We start from the raw sequence: 17,054 nt of genomic DNA, 5'->3' as shown, positions 1-17,054 counted from the left end.
TTAAATATTACAATAATATTATTATGTTAACTATCTGATCATGCCTCTTTAAAATTTTTTCTCACTCATTAACATTTCCACCCCCTCTTATTAATATGATGAATGAAAAGGGGGGGTATGTTTGAGTGGAAAAATAGCAAATAGGAAAGGTTGGAGGAAGATTAGTTTTTGGCTGGCCATTCTAGTACTCATTGCGGCTGTTGGGGGTTATCTGTTCATTCAAGTCTATCTTTCTAGGTCACTGCCATTCACAAACGGGATCCTTGAGATAAACGGTTTAGAAAAAGAAGTCATCGTTCAGCGTGATGAATATGGGGTGCCACATATTCAAGCGAAGAGTGAGAAGGATCTTTACATGGCTCAAGGATACATTCAAGCCCAAGATCGAATGTTTCAAATGGATTTATCAAGAAGACAAGCCTCAGGCCGTTTAAGTGAAGTAGTCGGGAAATCAACAGTGCATCGGGATAAATACTTTCGCACATTAGGATTACGAAGAGCAGCAGAAGCCTCATATGATGAGTATTCAAGAGAAGGAAAGCAAATTCTCCAGTGGTATGCAGATGGAGTCAATGCCTATTTAAAAGAAGCGAAGGCGAAGAAAAAGCTCCCAGTGGAATTTACATTATTAGGCTATCAACCTAAAAAATGGACGGTCATTGATTCGTTAACGATTGGAAAATTTATGGCCTTTGATCTCGGGGGTCATTGGGAAGGTCAAGCTTTCCGTTATTGGGCATTAGAACATTTACCGAAAGATAAAGCAAATGATCTCCTACCAAGTTACCCGAAAGATGCCCCTACTATTTTATCAGACTATGGAGGTGTCGAACTAGAAGTAGAAAATCGTTTTGCGAACATCGTCATTCCCCCAGAGTTTAACGGGAGTAATAATTGGGTCGTAAGCGGTGAAAAGAGTCAAAGCGGGAAACCCATTCTAGCAGATGATCCACATTTATCCTTAAGTACTCCTTCTATTTGGTATCAAATGCACCTGCAAACGAATGAATTGAATGTAAGTGGAGTCATCTTTGCTGGAGTTCCTGGGATTATTTTAGGACATAATGAACATATTGCATGGGGAGTCACAAATACTGGCCCAGATGTCCAAGATTTATATATTGAAAAAAGGCATCCAAACTCACCCAATCAATTTCTATACAATGGAGAATGGGAGAAGGCCAAAATCATCCATGAATCCATTCAAGTAAAAGATGAGGAAACCATTAAATTAAAAGTAATAGAGACAAGACATGGCCCTGTCCTTTCAGATTTTTTAGGAGACCATAAAGAAGATGCCGTATTAAGTCTAAAATGGACAGCTCTAGAACCTACAAAAGAGCTAGAGGCTGTTATTCAGATGAATAAAGCAAAAAATTGGGAGCAGTTTGAACAGGCCCTTCTAGAATTCCATGCTCCTACACAGAATTTTGTATTTGCGGCCAAGGATGGAACGATTGCTTACAAAGCGAACGGGAAAATTCCCATTCGCAAAAAAGGGGATGGACTACTTCCTGTACCTGGGTGGACCGATGAATATGAATGGACAGGATATATTCCCTTTGATGAACTTCCGAAAATAGTGAATCCAAAAGAAGGATTTATTTCCACAGCTAATAATAAAGTGATAAATGACGATTATCCGTATCATATTAGTCATGTATGGGCCCAACCCTATCGGCAAATGCGTATACAGGAAGTGTTAAAAGAAAAGGAGACCTTTTCAATCCAAGATATGAAAAAATTACAGATGGATACGAAAAATTTATATGCGAAAGAATTTGTTCCCATGATGATAAAGGAATTACAAAAAAATTCATTAACCAATGATGAAAAACAGGCCATTCACCTATTGGAAAAGTGGAATTACGAGGATCATAAAGATTCTGCCGCCCCCTTAATTTTTCATTTGTGGATGAAGGAAATTCCACATGTTTTGTTTGAAAATGAAATTCCTAATGAAATGTTAAAACTGTTTGAAGGAAAAACACAAATAGTCGATGAATTGCTAAGACAAGCATTAAAAGGGGAACATGAATCCACATGGTTTAAAGATAAGGGAGGGGTTGAAAAGGTTCTAGAAAAATCTTTAGCGAATGTATTGTCTGAACTGCAAGAAGAATTCGGAGAAAATATGAAGGAGTGGAAATGGGGAGAATACCATCAACTTTATTTTGAGCATCCGCTAAGTGCCGGAAAATATTTAATAGAGAAGCTATTCAACCCTGAAAAACCGAACATGGTTAGTGGAAGTCAAGTAACCGTTCAGGCGGCAAGTTATCGTCAAAATGGGATCGTTCATCACGGAGCGTCTTGGCGGTTTGTAATTGATACCAATAAAATAACGGAAGGGTATCATATTGTGGGGCCAGGTCAATCGGGTCATGTGAAAAGTGCTTGGTACCACGACCAAATCGATGATTGGATAAAAGGGAATTATCATCAAACAACGATTCTTCCGCTCGAGACCGAACATACATTAGTACTTAAACCAATGAAATAACAAGGACGGGGGAGGAAGAAAAAACGCCTTCTCCCCCATTGTTTTATTTTTTTGGTTTATTTTCCGCTAAATTGGGTAAAATAATTCAATGTGTTCAACAAAATGAATATATTATGATAGGATATGGATGAAGTATAATACATAAAAGGCTGTGGGTTCGTTGAACAAGAAAGAAAAAGTCGTTGTCATCATAGGTCCTACTGCTGTTGGGAAAACAGCACTAAGCATTCACCTAGCAAAAAAATTTCAAGGAGAAATCATTAGTGGCGACTCCATGCAAATTTATAAGGGAATGGATATTGGGACAGCAAAGGTTACAGAAGAAGAAAAAGAAGGAATTAGTCATCATTTATTAGATTTAAAAGATCCAACGGAAGCCTTCTCTGTAGCAGAATATCAGCAAGTAGTTAGAGAAAAGATAACCGAAATTGCCAGTCGGGGACATTTACCGATTATTGTAGGTGGAACAGGATTGTATATTCAATCCGTTATTTATGATTATCAATTTTCCGATGCCCCTTGTGATGATACCTACCGGCAACAACTAGAAAACCTTTGTCAAGAGAAGGGGAAATTGTTTTTGTATCAGCAGTTACAAAAAATCGACCCTTTAAGTGCTGAGAAAATCCATCCAAACAATGTCAGAAGGGTCATCCGTGCGTTAGAAATTTACCATAGCACAGGGAAAGCGATGTCCGATTCCCAACAAAAAGAGGATCCGCCACTCCTTTATGATGTGGCCATCGTCGGATTAACGATGGAAAGGGATCAATTATATGAACGGATTAATAAACGAGTGGATCAGATGATGGAGCAGGGATTGTTAAATGAAGTGGAAACTTTGTGGGGAAGGGGTATACGTGATACCCAAGCTGTTCAGGCGATTGGATATAAGGAACTTTATGCCTATTTGGCTCAAGAAACTACTATACAAGAGGCTATCGATCGCTTAAAACAAAATTCACGTCGTTATGCCAAAAGACAATTGACCTGGTTCCGAAATAAAATGGATGTAGAATGGTTTGATTTAACTTTAGAAAATGAAAAAACAAAAAAAATCCATGAGATTTCAGATTTTATTGCAGGAAAGCTCCATTTAAAATAGAATACTTTAATTTAGAGAGAATAGAGGAGGATTTGACATGAAACAGGGAATTAATATCCAAGATCAATTTTTAAATCAATTGCGTAAAGACGGAACTTTAGTAACGGTGTTTTTATTAAATGGCTTTCAATTACGTGGTTATATAAAGGGATTTGATAATTTTACAGTCTTATTTGAATCGGATGGGAAGCAGCAACTTGTGTATAAACATGCCATTTCTACTTTTGCACCTCAACGAAATGTGCAAATTCAATATGAAGAACAAGAATAATTTTTAACCCGTAGCAGCAATAGCGTGTATGATGTTTTCAGACATTGTACACGCTTTTTTGATTTTTTGGAATAAAAAAATGAAATCATTCATCATAAAACTCATTTTCTTTTAATGAAATGCTCATGAGCTGAATAAGATGTAGATAACGGGAAAATTATTTCTTGGGAAAGCGCAAAAGTTGACAAAAACGGTGTTTATTTTTCACTGTTGAAGAATTGTGTCGAAAACATGCGAAATAGGAAATGAAATATAAAGAAATGTAAGGGATGAACTCCAAGTGGAAACCGTTTGGATAGTGAGGTGATGGCTTTGGATCAACCAATCCGAATGAAAAATAATGGTCAAATAAATATTGTATTAAGCTCCAATGCTAAGCAAAAACAAGAAAAAGTACGGAAAGAAGTTGTTCCAAAGACGATTCCACAAGAGCATGCAGCACTTCATGAAATTGAAGAGGAAATGGGAACTCTTGTAGGATTGAATGATATGAAAAAAATGGTCAAAGAAATTTATGCTTGGATTTATATTAATAAAAAGCGGGAAGAAATGGGGCTAAAAGCTGGGAAACAAGCGCTTCATATGATGTTCAAAGGCAATCCTGGGACAGGAAAAACGACGGTGGCAAGAATCATCGGGAAATTATTTCATAAAATGAATGTCTTATCAAAAGGTCATTTAATCGAAGCAGAACGAGCAGATCTTGTGGGAGAATACATCGGGCATACTGCGCAGAAAACACGGGATTTAATAAAAAAGGCTATAGGGGGTATTTTGTTTATTGACGAAGCCTACTCTTTAGGGCGCGGTGGAGAAAAGGATTTTGGAAAGGAAGCAATCGATACACTTGTGAAACATATGGAAGATCGCCAACATGAATTTATCCTTATCTTAGCTGGGTATTCAAAAGAGATGGATCATTTTCTAACCTTGAATCCTGGATTGGAATCACGGTTCCCATTAGTATTTGATTTTGATGATTATACGGTAGATCAACTTATGGAAATTTCTGAAAAAATGTTAAAAGAAAAAGAATATAAATTAAGTTTTGATGCTGAAAGAAAATTCAGGGACCATTTAATCTATTTAAAAACAGAGAAAAATCCCACCACTTTTTCGAACGGAAGATATGTACGGAATGTCATTGAGAAATCAATTCGCTCCCAAGCGATGAGGATCCTTATGCAGAATCATTATAGTCGACAAGAATTAATGACACTACGGAGCAGCGATTTAATATTTCCAGATGGTGAAAGTTGAAAAAAGGAATGTTTGTGAGAGGTTAGTTTAAGAAACGATAAAATTTTGAACGGTTGTCCAAGGCAAGCCTTCAGCGCCTATCGGCTAGCGAATTTCTCCGTTTTCTCCCTATGATAAGTCAACTTCAGCTTGTGAAGGGCCTCGCAGTGTTCCTTTATCTCAGTCTAAACTTGCGAAATCCGTACGCCGATGGGCAAGGCGCTTGCGCATTTGTCTTGTAGCATATAGTAAATCAATCATTTTTAAAGAATAGGGTTGACATTATACCTGTAGGGGTATAATATAAACACATAGGAAATACTGAAATGGGGGAATGGTCATTCGAAGGCTATTAGTGTTAGAATCCTTTTTCTTTCCCATATAAAGGATGTTCGAAGAAAAAGCTGATCTTCAAAATAAATATCTTTGTTTAAAAAATATTTTTTTGTAAAAAATAATACCACAGGGGGTAATATGCATGAAAGCTTTAACTGCTGCTGAAATTTCTAAAATCGTAATGAATCAAGAGAGACTATTTATTTTAGATGTTCGAAATGAAGCGGATTATAAAGACTGGAAAATAGAGGGGAAGAATATCACTTCATTGAACAAACCTTACTTTGAATTACTGGATGGTGTAGAAGAGATTTTGCCTTCATTACCAGCAGATGAGAAGATTCTTGTAGTCTGTGCAAAAGAAGGATCTTCTAAATTTGTAGCGGAGATGTTAGAAGAAGCGGGAGTTTCAGAAGTCTCTTATTTAATGGGTGGTATGAAATCATGGAGTGAATATTTACAACCTGTGAAAGTGTATGAAGATGAAAATATGAAGGTATTGCAATTTATCCGAGTTGGAAAAGGCTGCTTATCTTATATGGTGATTTCAGGAGAAGAGGCTCTTGTTGTCGATCCTTCCCGTTTTCTATCCGTATATGAACAAACCGCAAAGGAAATAGGAGCAAGAATTACTCATATTGTGGACTCCCATTTACATGCAGACCATATTTCGGGAGGCCGTGAATTGGCTGAAAAGACCAAGTCTGAATACTTTTTAATGAAAAGTGAAGGAGCCGTTTTCGATTTTAATGGATTAGAAGATTATCAAGAAATACAATTTGCCAATGTTCATTTACAAGTACTCGCAGTCAAAACACCAGGGCATACCCCAGGTAGTGTCTCTTTCTTTGTAAATGGGCAACTACTTTTCTCAGGTGATACAATCTTCGTCGGCGGGTTAGGTCGTCCAGACTTAGGAGGAAAAGTGAGGGAATGGGCGGAAGATTTATATCATACTGTCTATAATCAAGTAGCAGAAATTGCGGATGATGTCATTGTCTTACCAGGGCATTATGCAAGTTTGGATGAGGAAAAAAATCAATCAGGCTATATTGGTGATACTCTTGGAAATATTCGTTCTCGGAATGATATGATGAACAATAAAGAAATCACAGAGTTTGTTGAACTTGTAGTGGAAAATGCAAAGACATCAACACCGCCAAACTTTGAAGAAATTGTTGCAATCAATCGCGGACAATTACAAGTGGATGGTGACAAACAACAAGAATTAGAAATTGGGCCAAACCGTTGTGCCCTTCATCATTCACATTAAGGTAACATGAGGGAGGTCCTAAAAAGTGATGAATCAAACACTTTTAGGATCTTCCCTCTTTTTTAATTTGAGATAAAAGGAGAATTCAATTTTTTATTTAAGATGAAAAGGGTTAAAATTTTTAAAAAAAGAAACCTTTGATTTTTTATTGGGTTCTTTTTATAATGATTGGGACAGCTATGATAAAAAGTAGGAAAAAAGTCATTAAAATGTAAATTGTGAATATTTTCTGAAATTTTGTTTTACTTTTTTTCTCGTTTAATGTACTATTTATTTAAAGGATGATTATATGAATAAAAAGACGTTAAAAGAAAGAATTGTCGAAACCTCCCTCATTCTATTCGAGGAAAAAGGGTATCATGGGGTTTCGGTAGATCAAATTGTAAAGGAAGCAGGGGCTTCAAAAGGTGGATTTTATCATAATTTTAAATCGAAAGATGAATTGCTTTATCATATTCATGATGTATTTATCTCTTACGTAATTGATAAAGCCCAGGAGGCATATGATCAGTACGACACCCCTATTTCTCGATTATGTGCAATCATCCACTCATTTACAAAAGTATTTGATTTATACAAATTCCATATTACAGTCTTTTATCAAGAAAGCACTTATCTTGCGGGCGAGTTTGAAGCAGTAATAAATGAGAAACGCGACCGCTACCGAAGAATTATTTTACAAGTAATTGAAGAGGGGCAGCAATCAGGTGATTTTCGGGATGTATCTGCAGAGATCTCTACAATGGCATTTATTGGGATGATTAACTGGTCTTACAAATGGTTCAACAAAGAAGGCAAATTCACCATTGAAGAAATTGCAGATATTTTTATTGATTTGATTTTACATTCCCTAATAACGGAAAAAGGCTTAGAGGAATTAACAACGGAACATTTATTACTTCATAAACAGCCGTCAATTTGACAGGCTTTTTATAAACACAATAAGAGACCGACTAGTCTGTCTATTCGGCGTAGTTGGAAAAGGGGGAAATGAAATTGAATTTTGAATTAACAAAAGAACAACAAATGATTAAGGAAATGGTAAGAGATTTTGCTGAACAAGAAGTAAAATCATTTGCACAGGAGCTGGATCAATCAGCTTCATTCAGATGGGAAACATTCGAGAAGATGGGGAAACTAGGTCTTCTTGGAATCCCATTCCCAGAAGAATATGGTGGATCTGGCGGGGATACGGTTTCCTATGCGCTTGCCGTGGAGGAAATTGGGAAAGCGTGTGGGGGAACAGGGTTAAGTTATGCAGCTGCTGTTAGTCTTGGTGCGAGCCCTATTTACAATTTTGGAACTGAAGAACAAAAACACGAATGGTTAACTCCAATGGCGAAAGGTGAAACATTAGGATCATTTGGATTAACTGAACCAAACGCAGGGTCTGATGCGGGGGGAACACGGACAAAAGCAGTATTAGATGGCGATGAATATGTTATTAATGGAGAGAAATGCTGGATTACAAACGCTGGCTATGCTAGGCAAATAATTGTAACCGCTGTCACAGGGAAAAAAGATAATGGAAGAAATATTATCTCAGCTATTATCGTCCCAACGGATACTCCAGGAGTCACGATTAATTGTAATTATGAAAAATTAGGTGTAAAAGCTTCCAATACTTGTGAAATCATTCTAGAAAATGTACGCGTCCCAAAAGAGAATTTATTAGGGGATGAAAAAAGAGGATTTAGTCAATTTTTGAATACGTTAGATGGAGGAAGAATTTCCATTGCCGCTTTATCCGTAGGAATTGCACAAGGTGCCTTCGAAAAAGCTTTGCAATACTCTAAGGAAAGACAGCAGTTCGGTCAACCAATTTCAAAATTCCAAGCGATTCAATTTAAATTAGCGGATATGGCGATGGAAATCGAATTAGCCCGTAATATGGTTCATAAGGCAGCATGGCTAAAAGATAATAGGAAACCGTTTTCAAAAGAAGCTGCATTTGCCAAATTATTTGCATCAGAAATGGGATTCCGGGTATGTAATCAGGCAGTGCAAATTCATGGTGGATATGGATACATGCGTGAATATGATGTAGAGAGACATTTGCGTGACATTAAACTTATGGAAATTGGAGAAGGTACTTCAGAGATTCAAAGAGTCGTAATTTCTAGATTATTAGGATGCTAAAAAGGGAGGATTAATAAAATGGCTGAACTTATCCATCAGACAATGGGTCGATTACTGGAAGAGAGAGCAGCACAATACCCTGATCATGAAGCTCTTGTTTATTCTGATCGTGAACTTCGGATGACTTACAAACAGTTCAATGAGTACACTGATGAAGTGGCGAAAGCATTAATCGCCCTTGGAATTGAAAAGGGAGAAAATATTGCGATTTGGGCAACAAACACTCCTGAATGGGTAAGTATGCAATTTGCCACAGGTAAGATGGGGGCAGTACTAGTTACAGTTAATACAAACTATCGATCAAACGAACTGGAATATTTATTAAATCAGTCAGAATCTACAACGCTAATCTTAATTGAAAATTACCGCGATCATTCTTATGTAGATACGATCAATGAGCTATGTCCTGAACTGAAAGATTCTTTACCAGGCCAATTACAATCACAGCGCGTCCCATTGCTAAAAAATGTCATTGTTTTAAGTGAGAAACAATATAATGGAATGTACAATTGGACACAGCTGTTAGAAATGGCGAATCAGGTGACAGATGAAAAATTAGAAGTGAGAAAAGAGTCTCTCCATTATGATGACGTCATTAATATGCAATATACATCGGGAACAACAGGTTTTCCAAAAGGTGTCATGTTAACGCATAATAACTTAATCAATAATGCAAATAATATCGCCGAATGTATGAATTTAACAAAAGAGGATCGCCTATGTATTCCTGTGCCTTTCTTCCATTGCTTTGGTTGTGTAATCGGAACACTAGCTTGTGTTAGTGTCGGTGCAACGATGGTACCTGTTCAAGAGTTCCATCCAGAAGAAGTGTTGAAAACCGTTGAGAAAGAGAAATGTACGGCCCTTCACGGTGTTCCAACGATGTTCATTAGTGAATTGAATTTGCCGAATTTTGAAAAATATGATCTTTCTTCATTGAGAACGGGTGTCATGGCAGGATCCAATTGCCCTGTAGAAGTGATGAAAGCTGTCATTAACAACATGGGAATGAAGGAAATCACGATTTGCTATGGACAAACTGAATCTTCCCCTGTAATTACACAAACACGTGCGAATGATGAATTCAATCTGCGTGTCGAAACCGTTGGAAGAGCATTGCCAAGTGTTGAAGTGAAAATTGTAGATCCAACAACTAACAAGGAAGTTCCAAGAAATGAGCAAGGGGAATTATGTACACGTGGCTATCATGTAATGAAAGGCTATTATAACAACCCTGATGCAACGAATGAAGCGATTGATCAAGAAGGTTGGTTACATACAGGGGATCTAGCTGTCATGGACGATAATGGATATGTGAAAGTAACAGGTCGATTAAAAGATATGATCATTCGCGGTGGCGAAAATATTTATCCGCGTGAAATCGAGGAGTTTCTATATACACATCCAAAAGTATTAGATGTTCAAGTCGTTGGGGTCCCAGATGAAAAGTATGGTGAAGAAGCAGCAGCATGGATCATTTTGCGAGAAAGTGAAAAAGTCACTGAAGAAGAGATACGTGAATACTGCGATGGCAAAATCTCTCGTCATAAAATCCCAAGATATATCTTATTCACGGAAGAATATCCAATGACTGCTTCAGGGAAAATTCAGAAATATAGATTACGAGAACAGTTTATGGCACTTATAAAATAACTTTTGAAACATCAAAGGAGAGGATCCTATGTTGAAAAAAATATTAATTGCAAACCGCGGAGAAATTGCGCGACGAGTAATTCGTACATGCAAGAGACTGAATATTCAAACAGTTGCTATTTATTCTGAAGCAGATCAACAGGCTTTACATGTAAGGGAAGCGGATGAGGCATATTGTATTGGAAAACCTCCTGTTAATCAAAGTTATTTAAAATTAGAAGAAATCATTAAAGTAGCCAAGGAATCAGGGGCAGAAGCGATTCATCCCGGATATGGATTATTATCTGAAAATGCTACTTTCGCGAAACGTTGTATAGAGGAAGGGATTACATTTATTGGTCCATCCCCGAAAATAATCACTTCGATGGGGAGCAAAATTGAAGCGAGAAAAACAATGAAAGAAGCAGGTGTCCCGATTATCGAAGGGGTGGATCTGCCATTAGAAAATGAAGAGGCAGCGATTGTAGGAGCAAAATCAATTGGCTATCCGTTAATGTTGAAAGCATCGGCAGGCGGTGGTGGCATTGGTATGCAGCTTGTTCATTCAGAGGAAGAGTTAATCAAAGCATTCGCTGGAAATAAAAAGAGAGCAGAAACCTTCTTCGGAGATGGCACGATGTATTTGGAAAGATATATTAGCGAACCACATCATATCGAAGTACAAATCATAGCCGATACTTACGGAAACATTATTCCTCTTTGGGAAAGAGAATGTTCCATTCAAAGACGAAATCAAAAAGTGGTTGAGGAAGCAACTTCTCCTTTCATTAGTGAAGCGACAAGAGAGAAAATGCTCCAGGCAGCAAAGGATGCAGCGAAACACATTCAATATACAAATGCTGGCACAATTGAATTCTTAGTAGATAAGGATCAAAACTTCTACTTTTTAGAGATGAATACAAGATTGCAAGTGGAACATCCTGTAACAGAGGAAATTACCGGACTTGATTTAGTAGAAGAGCAGATACGAATTTCATCTGGGTTAGAGCTGTCCATAAAACAAGAGGATGTCGTGAAAAAAGGACATGCAATTGAAGTTCGAATTTATGCAGAAGATCCAAAAACATTTTTCCCAAATCCAGGGAAAATCACTTTACTGCAACTTCCTGAGGGGGAAGGAATCCGTCACGAATGTGCAGTTGAATCGGGATCTATGGTCACACCTTTTTATGACCCAATGATTGCAAAATTAGTCGTTTGGGGAAATGATCGTGATGAAGCATGTAAACGATTAAAACAAGCATTACTGGATTATAAAATTGAAGGAATTAAAACCAATATTCCAATGTTAATCAAAACGATCAGCCATGAACAATTTTTAAAAGGCTATACAACTACAAAATTTGTGGAAGAATATTATCTCCCAGAATTAGCGACAATTTAAGTTTCTTCCAACAATCAATGGAAAAAAAGGAAAAAGGGAAAAGTCTAGTTTCAAGGAGAAGCGTATAGAAATAGTAAGATTTAAAATCCGAATCCGGAACGATCTTTTCAAGTTGGCGCTTAAAAAGAATGACGATAATACAAATCTCCCTGCTAGACTTTTCCCCAATAATTAGCATATACGGAGGGATACAAAATGGCAACAGTAAAAGCAAGTATGGCAGGTAACGTTTGGAAGGTTTTAGTGTCAGAAGGAGAAGAAGTAAAGGCTGGTCAAGATGTCGTCATTCTTGAATCGATGAAAATGGAGATCCCAATTGCGGCTGAAGAAGATGGAGTTGTACAAAAACTGATCGCTCAAGAAGGAGATTTTGTAAACGAAGACGAAGATTTGCTTGAATTACAGTAGGAGGTTAAATCAATGAAACTTCCCAAACATGTCACTATTAAGGAAGTCGGACCAAGGGACGGTCTCCAAAACGAAATAGAAATGATCCAGACAAAGGATAAGATTGAATGGATTGAAAACTTATCGAAAACAGGATTGTCTTATATTGAAGTCACATCATTTGTCCATCCTAAATGGATTCCGCAACTTGCAGATGCGGTCGATGTATTAAAGGGACTTAAACGTGAGGAGTCCGTGACCTATGCGGCACTTGTTCCTAATATGCGCGGGTTAGAACGAGCACTAGAAGCGAATATTGATGAAGTTAGTGTGTTTATGTCCGCGAGTGAAAGTCATAACAAAAATAATATTAATAAATCCATTGAAGAAACCTATCCGGTTTTGGAGGAAGTGGTTCAAGCAGCAAAAAAAGAAGGGAAGCAAGTTCGTGGCTATCTTTCAACCGTGATCGGCTGTCCTTATGAAGGAAAGATTCCTGTGGAACAGGTGGTCCGTATTACTGACCGATTATTGGAAATGGGGATTGAAGAAATTTCTCTCGGGGATACGATCGGAGTTGGGGTTCCAACTGAAGTAGAAGCATTATTGTCTGCACTTTTAACACGTTTTAATTCTAATTTATTTGCCATGCATTTTCATGACACGAGAGGGACCGCTCTAGCCAATATCTTACAGTCATTAGAAATGGGTTTAACGAAATTTGATAGTTCACTTGGAGGACTTGGTGGCTGTCCGTATGCAAAAGGAGCCTCAGGAAATGTTGCAACAGAGGATTTACTATATATGCTTCAAGGGATGGGGATCAATACCAATATCGATATGGACGCATTACTAAATGCAGCCTTTTTCATAGAAGAAAAATTAGGAAAACAACTAAACAGCAAACAAATGAACATTGCTAGAAAGTAAGAAAGGGGGAGAAAGATTGGGAGATTTTGTGCAAGTAGATCAAGTAGAAAATGGAATTGCACTGATTACTCTTGCAAGACCAGAGGCCGCTAATGCACTGTCAAAGCAATTATTATTTGAATTACATGATGCCATTTATACGATCAAAAATAGCGAAAATATTCGTGTTGTAATCATAACGGGCAAAGGGGAAAAGGCCTTTTGTGCAGGTGCCGATTTAAAAGAAAGAAAAGGAATGAGTCATCACGAGGTTAAAGCAGCTGTTCATCTAATTCGTTCTACAGTGAATGATTTAGAATCATTGCCTCAACCAGTCATCGCAGCCATGAATGGAGTAGCTTTTGGAGGTGGCTTAGAGCTTGCTTTAGCTTGTGATATCCGAATCGCATCTAAGACCGCAAAGTTTGGGTTAACCGAGGCGGCATTGGCCATTATTCCAGGTGCAGGTGGTACACAGCGCTTACCGCGGTTAATTGGGCTAGGTAAAGCAAAAGAATTGATTTATACAGCAAAACGGTTAGATGCAACCGAAGCAGCTGAATATGGAGTTGTTGAATATGTTGCAGAACCGGATCAATTGCTTGAAAAAGCGATTTCACTAGCGAAAGAAATGGCTAAGAATGCTCCGCTTTCACTCGTACAAGCCAAAGTGGCAATAAATAAAGGATATGAAGTCGATCTTATGACAGGACTGAAAATAGAAGAATTGGCGTATAGCGCATTGATTCCAACAGAAGATCGAATGGAAGGTTTACGTGCTTTTCAAGAAAAGCGACCACCTCAATACAAAGGTCGATAAGGAGGATTATAAATGAGCGATGCAAAAATTAAGGAAAAAGAAACTCTGTCTGCGATCCAAGAGGAAAAAGCAAAGATTTTAAAGGGTGGACAACCTAAATATCATGAAAAAAATGAACAGCAAGGAAAACTTTTCGTTCGTGACCGCCTTAAGCATTTATTTGACGGTGACCTACAATTAGAGGATGGAATGTTTGCTAATTGTAAGGACGGGAGCCTTCCTGCTGATGGTGTTGTAACAGGAATTGGAAAAATCCATGGAAAAACAGTCTGTGTAATGGCTAATGATTCAACAGTAAAGGCCGGATCGTGGGGAAAAAGAACGGTTGAAAAAATTATTCGTATTCAAGAAACTGCTGAAAAATTAAGATGCCCACTTTTATATTTAGTTGACTCTGCAGGTGCTCGAATTACCGACCAAATTGAAATGTTCCCTGGTAGAAGAGGAGCCGGGCGTATTTTTTATAACCAAGTAAAGCTGTCTGGGAAAATCCCACAAATATGTTTACTATTTGGACCATCTGCTGCAGGAGGAGCATATATTCCAGCATTTTGCGATATCGTTGTCATGGTTGAAGGAAATGCGTCCATGTACTTAGGATCCCCTCGTATGGCTGAGATGGTTATTGGTGAGAAAGTGACACTCGAGCAAATGGGTGGCGCGAAAATGCATTGTTCGGTATCTGGATGTGGGGATGTATTAGCAAAAACAGAGGAAGAAGCCATTTCATATGTTCGAAATTATTTATCTTATTTCCCATCCAATTATTTAGAAAAGCCTCAAAAGGTTGAAGCGAAAGCACCAGCAAGCTTTGACAAAACGATCGAGGAATTAATCCCAAAAAATCAAAATTCCCCATTTGATATGTATCAATTAATTAACCGGATCATTGATGAAAACTCTTTCTGTGAGATTAAGAAACTATTTGCTTCTGAACTTATTACGGGACTAGCACGACTGAACGGTCAATCGATTGGAATTATTGCGAATCAACCTCGTGTTAAAGGTGGGGTACTTTTCCACGACACAGCGGATAAAGCTGCGAAATTTATTAATCTTTGTGATGCATTCCATATTCCAATTCTATTTTTGGCCGATGTTCCAGGATTTATGATCGGAACGAATGTAGAAAAAGCCGGGATTATCCGTCATGGTGCCAAAATGATTTCGGCTATGAGTGAAGCTACCGTTCCAAAAATGACGGTCATTGTCAGAAAAGCATATGGAGCAGGTCTTTATGCAATGGCTGGACCAGCATTTGAACCGGATTGTTGTATTGCATTACCGAATGCTCAAATCGCAGTAATGGGTCCAGAAGCCGCTGTAAATGCCGTTTATGCGAATAAAATTGCCCAGCTTCCAGAAGAGGAAAGAGCACAATTTGTTGCCCAAAAAAGAGAGGAATACTTAGAAGATATCGATGTCTACCGTTTAGCATCTGAGCTTGTCATTGATGATATTGTTGAACCAGACCGACTGCGTGAAGAATTATCGAGTCGCTTAGATGCTTACATGTCAAAATATGTAGTTTTCACTGAAAGAAAACATGGTGTATATCCCGTTTAATAGGAGGGAAGTAGGATGAAAACAATCTATACAAATTTTCAGGAAGCGGTTAGTGGAATTAAAGATGGAATGACGTTAATGGTCGGGGGTTTCGGACTTTGCGGAATACCTGAAAATTTAATCATGGCTTTGGCAGAGTCTGGAGTGAAAGATTTAACGGTCATATCTAACAATTGTGGAGTCGACGATTGGGGTTTAGGGTTATTGCTTCGAAATAAACAAATTAAAAAAATCATTAGCTCTTATGTTGGTGAGAATAAAGAATTTGAACGTCAACTATTGGCGGGAGAAATCGAAGTGGAACTTACTCCACAAGGGACATTGGCTGAAAAAATTAGAGCCGGTGGAGCTGGAATTCCGGCATTTTTTACACCCGCTGGAGTAGGTACCCCGATCGCCGAGGGAAAAGAAATAAGAGAATTTAATGGAAAAGAATATCTTTTAGAAGAATCATTGGTGGCTGATTACAGCTTAGTAAGTGCTTTAAAAGCAGATAAGGCGGGAAACTTACTTTATAATAAAACAGCCCGGAATTTTAATCCAATGATGGCGGCAGCTGGAAAAATAACGATTGCCGAAGTAGAACAAATCGTTGAAATCGGCGAGATTGATCCAGATTGTGTGCATACTCCTGGAATTTATGTCCAATGCATGATCCAAGGAGAAAAGGAGAAACGAATTGAAAAAAGAACGACCCGATAAAAAAATGTATTCGTCTAGCCCCGACCATATCCTATTGTGGGGCTAGTGCCTTCAAGATGATAAACATGGTAAAAGGAGGGAGTTCATCCTATGGATACACGAGAGAAAATTGCAAGAAGAGCAGAAAGAGAGATTGAAAGTGGAAATTATGTGAATTTAGGAATTGGAATGCCTACATTAGTAGCGAATTTCATTTCTGATGATAAACAAGTCGTATTGCAATCTGAAAATGGACTTCTTGGGATTGGCCCTTACCCGACAGACCAAAATGTTGATCCTGATTTAATCAACGCAGGGAAAGAAACAGTAACAACGATTCCTGGAGCGACTTATTTCGATAGTTCCGAATCATTTGCCATGATTCGCGGTGGTCATATTGATGTAGCCATACTAGGTGGGATGGAAGTGTCTGAACAGGGGAATTTAGCCAATTGGATGATCCCAGGTAAGATGGTGAAGGGAATGGGAGGCGCGATGGATTTAGTCCATGGTGCAAGAAAGACGATTGTCATCATGGAACATGTCAATAAACATGGACAATCTAAAATACTGAAAGAGTGCAGCCTTCCATTAACTGGGAAACGTGTTGTTCAGAGAATTATTACCGATCGAGCGGTTATGGATGTAACAGATGAAGGGTTGAAATTAGTAGAAGTAGCCTCAGGTTTCACAGTCGAGGACATCCAAAATTGTACTGAAGCCACATTAATTATCGGTGATGATGTAAAATTGGCCTCATTTTAAATGGAGAGTTTTAAAAAAACGGA

The 17,054-nt window shown here is 38.0% G+C and carries 15 protein-coding genes; all 15 read left to right on the top strand.

The annotated features are described in order from the left end of the window. The first annotated feature begins 121 nt into the window (after positions 1 to 121). The 15 genes from J2S13_RS05330 (at position 122) to J2S13_RS05260 (ending at position 17,031) form a co-directional block, all read left to right on the top strand. On the top strand, positions 122 to 2,503 hold the full coding sequence (locus J2S13_RS05330; RefSeq protein WP_307256676.1) for a penicillin acylase family protein: 2,382 nt from the start codon (positions 122 to 124) through the stop codon (positions 2,501 to 2,503). Positions 2,504 to 2,663: 160 nt separating this feature from the next. Next, complete coding sequence (miaA, locus tag J2S13_RS05325; RefSeq protein ID WP_307256675.1) at positions 2,664 to 3,608, top strand: tRNA (adenosine(37)-N6)-dimethylallyltransferase MiaA; 945 nt, start codon at positions 2,664 to 2,666, stop codon at positions 3,606 to 3,608. A 37-nt stretch (positions 3,609 to 3,645) separates the two neighbouring features. After that, positions 3,646 to 3,879 carry an RNA chaperone Hfq gene (hfq, locus tag J2S13_RS05320; protein WP_307256674.1) on the top strand — a complete coding sequence of 78 codons (234 nt, stop codon included), beginning with the start codon at positions 3,646 to 3,648 and terminating at the stop codon, positions 3,877 to 3,879. 312 nt (positions 3,880 to 4,191) lie between these two features. After that, positions 4,192 to 5,139 (top strand): stage V sporulation protein K, encoded by a 948-nt coding sequence (spoVK, locus tag J2S13_RS05315; RefSeq protein ID WP_307256673.1) that lies wholly within the window; start codon positions 4,192 to 4,194, stop codon positions 5,137 to 5,139. 457 nt (positions 5,140 to 5,596) lie between these two features. Then, positions 5,597 to 6,727, top strand: coding sequence for an MBL fold metallo-hydrolase (locus J2S13_RS05310; RefSeq protein ID WP_307256672.1), 1,131 nt, complete (start codon positions 5,597 to 5,599; stop codon positions 6,725 to 6,727). 289 nt (positions 6,728 to 7,016) lie between these two features. Next, positions 7,017 to 7,649, top strand: coding sequence for a TetR/AcrR family transcriptional regulator (locus tag J2S13_RS05305; RefSeq protein WP_307256671.1), 633 nt, complete (start codon positions 7,017 to 7,019; stop codon positions 7,647 to 7,649). A 74-nt stretch (positions 7,650 to 7,723) separates the two neighbouring features. Further along, positions 7,724 to 8,866, top strand: coding sequence for an acyl-CoA dehydrogenase (locus J2S13_RS05300; RefSeq protein ID WP_307256670.1), 1,143 nt, complete (start codon positions 7,724 to 7,726; stop codon positions 8,864 to 8,866). 18 nt (positions 8,867 to 8,884) lie between these two features. Then, positions 8,885 to 10,519, top strand: coding sequence for an AMP-binding protein (locus J2S13_RS05295; protein WP_307256669.1), 1,635 nt, complete (start codon positions 8,885 to 8,887; stop codon positions 10,517 to 10,519). Between the two features lie 28 nt (positions 10,520 to 10,547). Continuing rightward, a complete protein-coding gene (locus tag J2S13_RS05290) occupies positions 10,548 to 11,903 on the top strand; it encodes an acetyl-CoA carboxylase biotin carboxylase subunit (protein WP_307256668.1) in 1,356 nt (451 codons plus the stop codon). Positions 11,904 to 12,098: 195 nt separating this feature from the next. Continuing rightward, positions 12,099 to 12,311, top strand: coding sequence for an acetyl-CoA carboxylase biotin carboxyl carrier protein subunit (locus J2S13_RS05285; RefSeq protein ID WP_307256667.1), 213 nt, complete (start codon positions 12,099 to 12,101; stop codon positions 12,309 to 12,311). A 12-nt stretch (positions 12,312 to 12,323) separates the two neighbouring features. Further along, positions 12,324 to 13,220 (top strand): hydroxymethylglutaryl-CoA lyase, encoded by an 897-nt coding sequence (locus J2S13_RS05280; RefSeq protein ID WP_307256665.1) that lies wholly within the window; start codon positions 12,324 to 12,326, stop codon positions 13,218 to 13,220. 16 nt (positions 13,221 to 13,236) lie between these two features. Further along, positions 13,237 to 14,019, top strand: a complete 783-nt coding sequence (locus J2S13_RS05275; protein WP_307256664.1) for an enoyl-CoA hydratase — start codon at positions 13,237 to 13,239, stop codon at positions 14,017 to 14,019. A gap of 12 nt (positions 14,020 to 14,031) precedes the next feature. After that, a complete protein-coding gene (locus tag J2S13_RS05270; RefSeq protein ID WP_307256663.1) occupies positions 14,032 to 15,585 on the top strand; it encodes an acyl-CoA carboxylase subunit beta in 1,554 nt (517 codons plus the stop codon). Positions 15,586 to 15,600: 15 nt separating this feature from the next. After that, positions 15,601 to 16,287, top strand: a complete 687-nt coding sequence (locus tag J2S13_RS05265) for a CoA transferase subunit A (RefSeq protein ID WP_307256662.1) — start codon at positions 15,601 to 15,603, stop codon at positions 16,285 to 16,287. Positions 16,288 to 16,377: 90 nt separating this feature from the next. Continuing rightward, positions 16,378 to 17,031: a CoA transferase subunit B gene (locus J2S13_RS05260; RefSeq protein WP_307256661.1), complete on the top strand. Its 654-nt coding sequence runs from the start codon at positions 16,378 to 16,380 to the stop codon at positions 17,029 to 17,031. Positions 17,032 to 17,054 lie beyond the last annotated feature (23 nt).

Origin of the sequence: Oikeobacillus pervagus (assembly GCF_030813365.1) — a bacterium.
Classification (GTDB): Bacteria; Bacillota; Bacilli; order Bacillales; family DSM-23947; genus Oikeobacillus; species Oikeobacillus pervagus.
This window is presented reverse-complemented; position numbering and strand designations above follow the sequence as displayed.

Coding starts and splice junctions, on each gene's coding strand:
- J2S13_RS05310 (WP_307256672.1), top strand. CDS start 5,597: ATGAAAGCTTTAACTGCTGCTGAAATTTCTAAAATCGTAATGAATCAA.
- hfq (WP_307256674.1), top strand. CDS start 3,646: ATGAAACAGGGAATTAATATCCAAGATCAATTTTTAAATCAATTGCGT.
- J2S13_RS05305 (WP_307256671.1), top strand. CDS start 7,017: ATGAATAAAAAGACGTTAAAAGAAAGAATTGTCGAAACCTCCCTCATT.
- J2S13_RS05270 (WP_307256663.1), top strand. CDS start 14,032: ATGAGCGATGCAAAAATTAAGGAAAAAGAAACTCTGTCTGCGATCCAA.
- J2S13_RS05290 (WP_307256668.1), top strand. CDS start 10,548: ATGTTGAAAAAAATATTAATTGCAAACCGCGGAGAAATTGCGCGACGA.
- J2S13_RS05265 (WP_307256662.1), top strand. CDS start 15,601: ATGAAAACAATCTATACAAATTTTCAGGAAGCGGTTAGTGGAATTAAA.
- J2S13_RS05295 (WP_307256669.1), top strand. CDS start 8,885: ATGGCTGAACTTATCCATCAGACAATGGGTCGATTACTGGAAGAGAGA.
- J2S13_RS05285 (WP_307256667.1), top strand. CDS start 12,099: ATGGCAACAGTAAAAGCAAGTATGGCAGGTAACGTTTGGAAGGTTTTA.
- J2S13_RS05280 (WP_307256665.1), top strand. CDS start 12,324: ATGAAACTTCCCAAACATGTCACTATTAAGGAAGTCGGACCAAGGGAC.
- J2S13_RS05260 (WP_307256661.1), top strand. CDS start 16,378: ATGGATACACGAGAGAAAATTGCAAGAAGAGCAGAAAGAGAGATTGAA.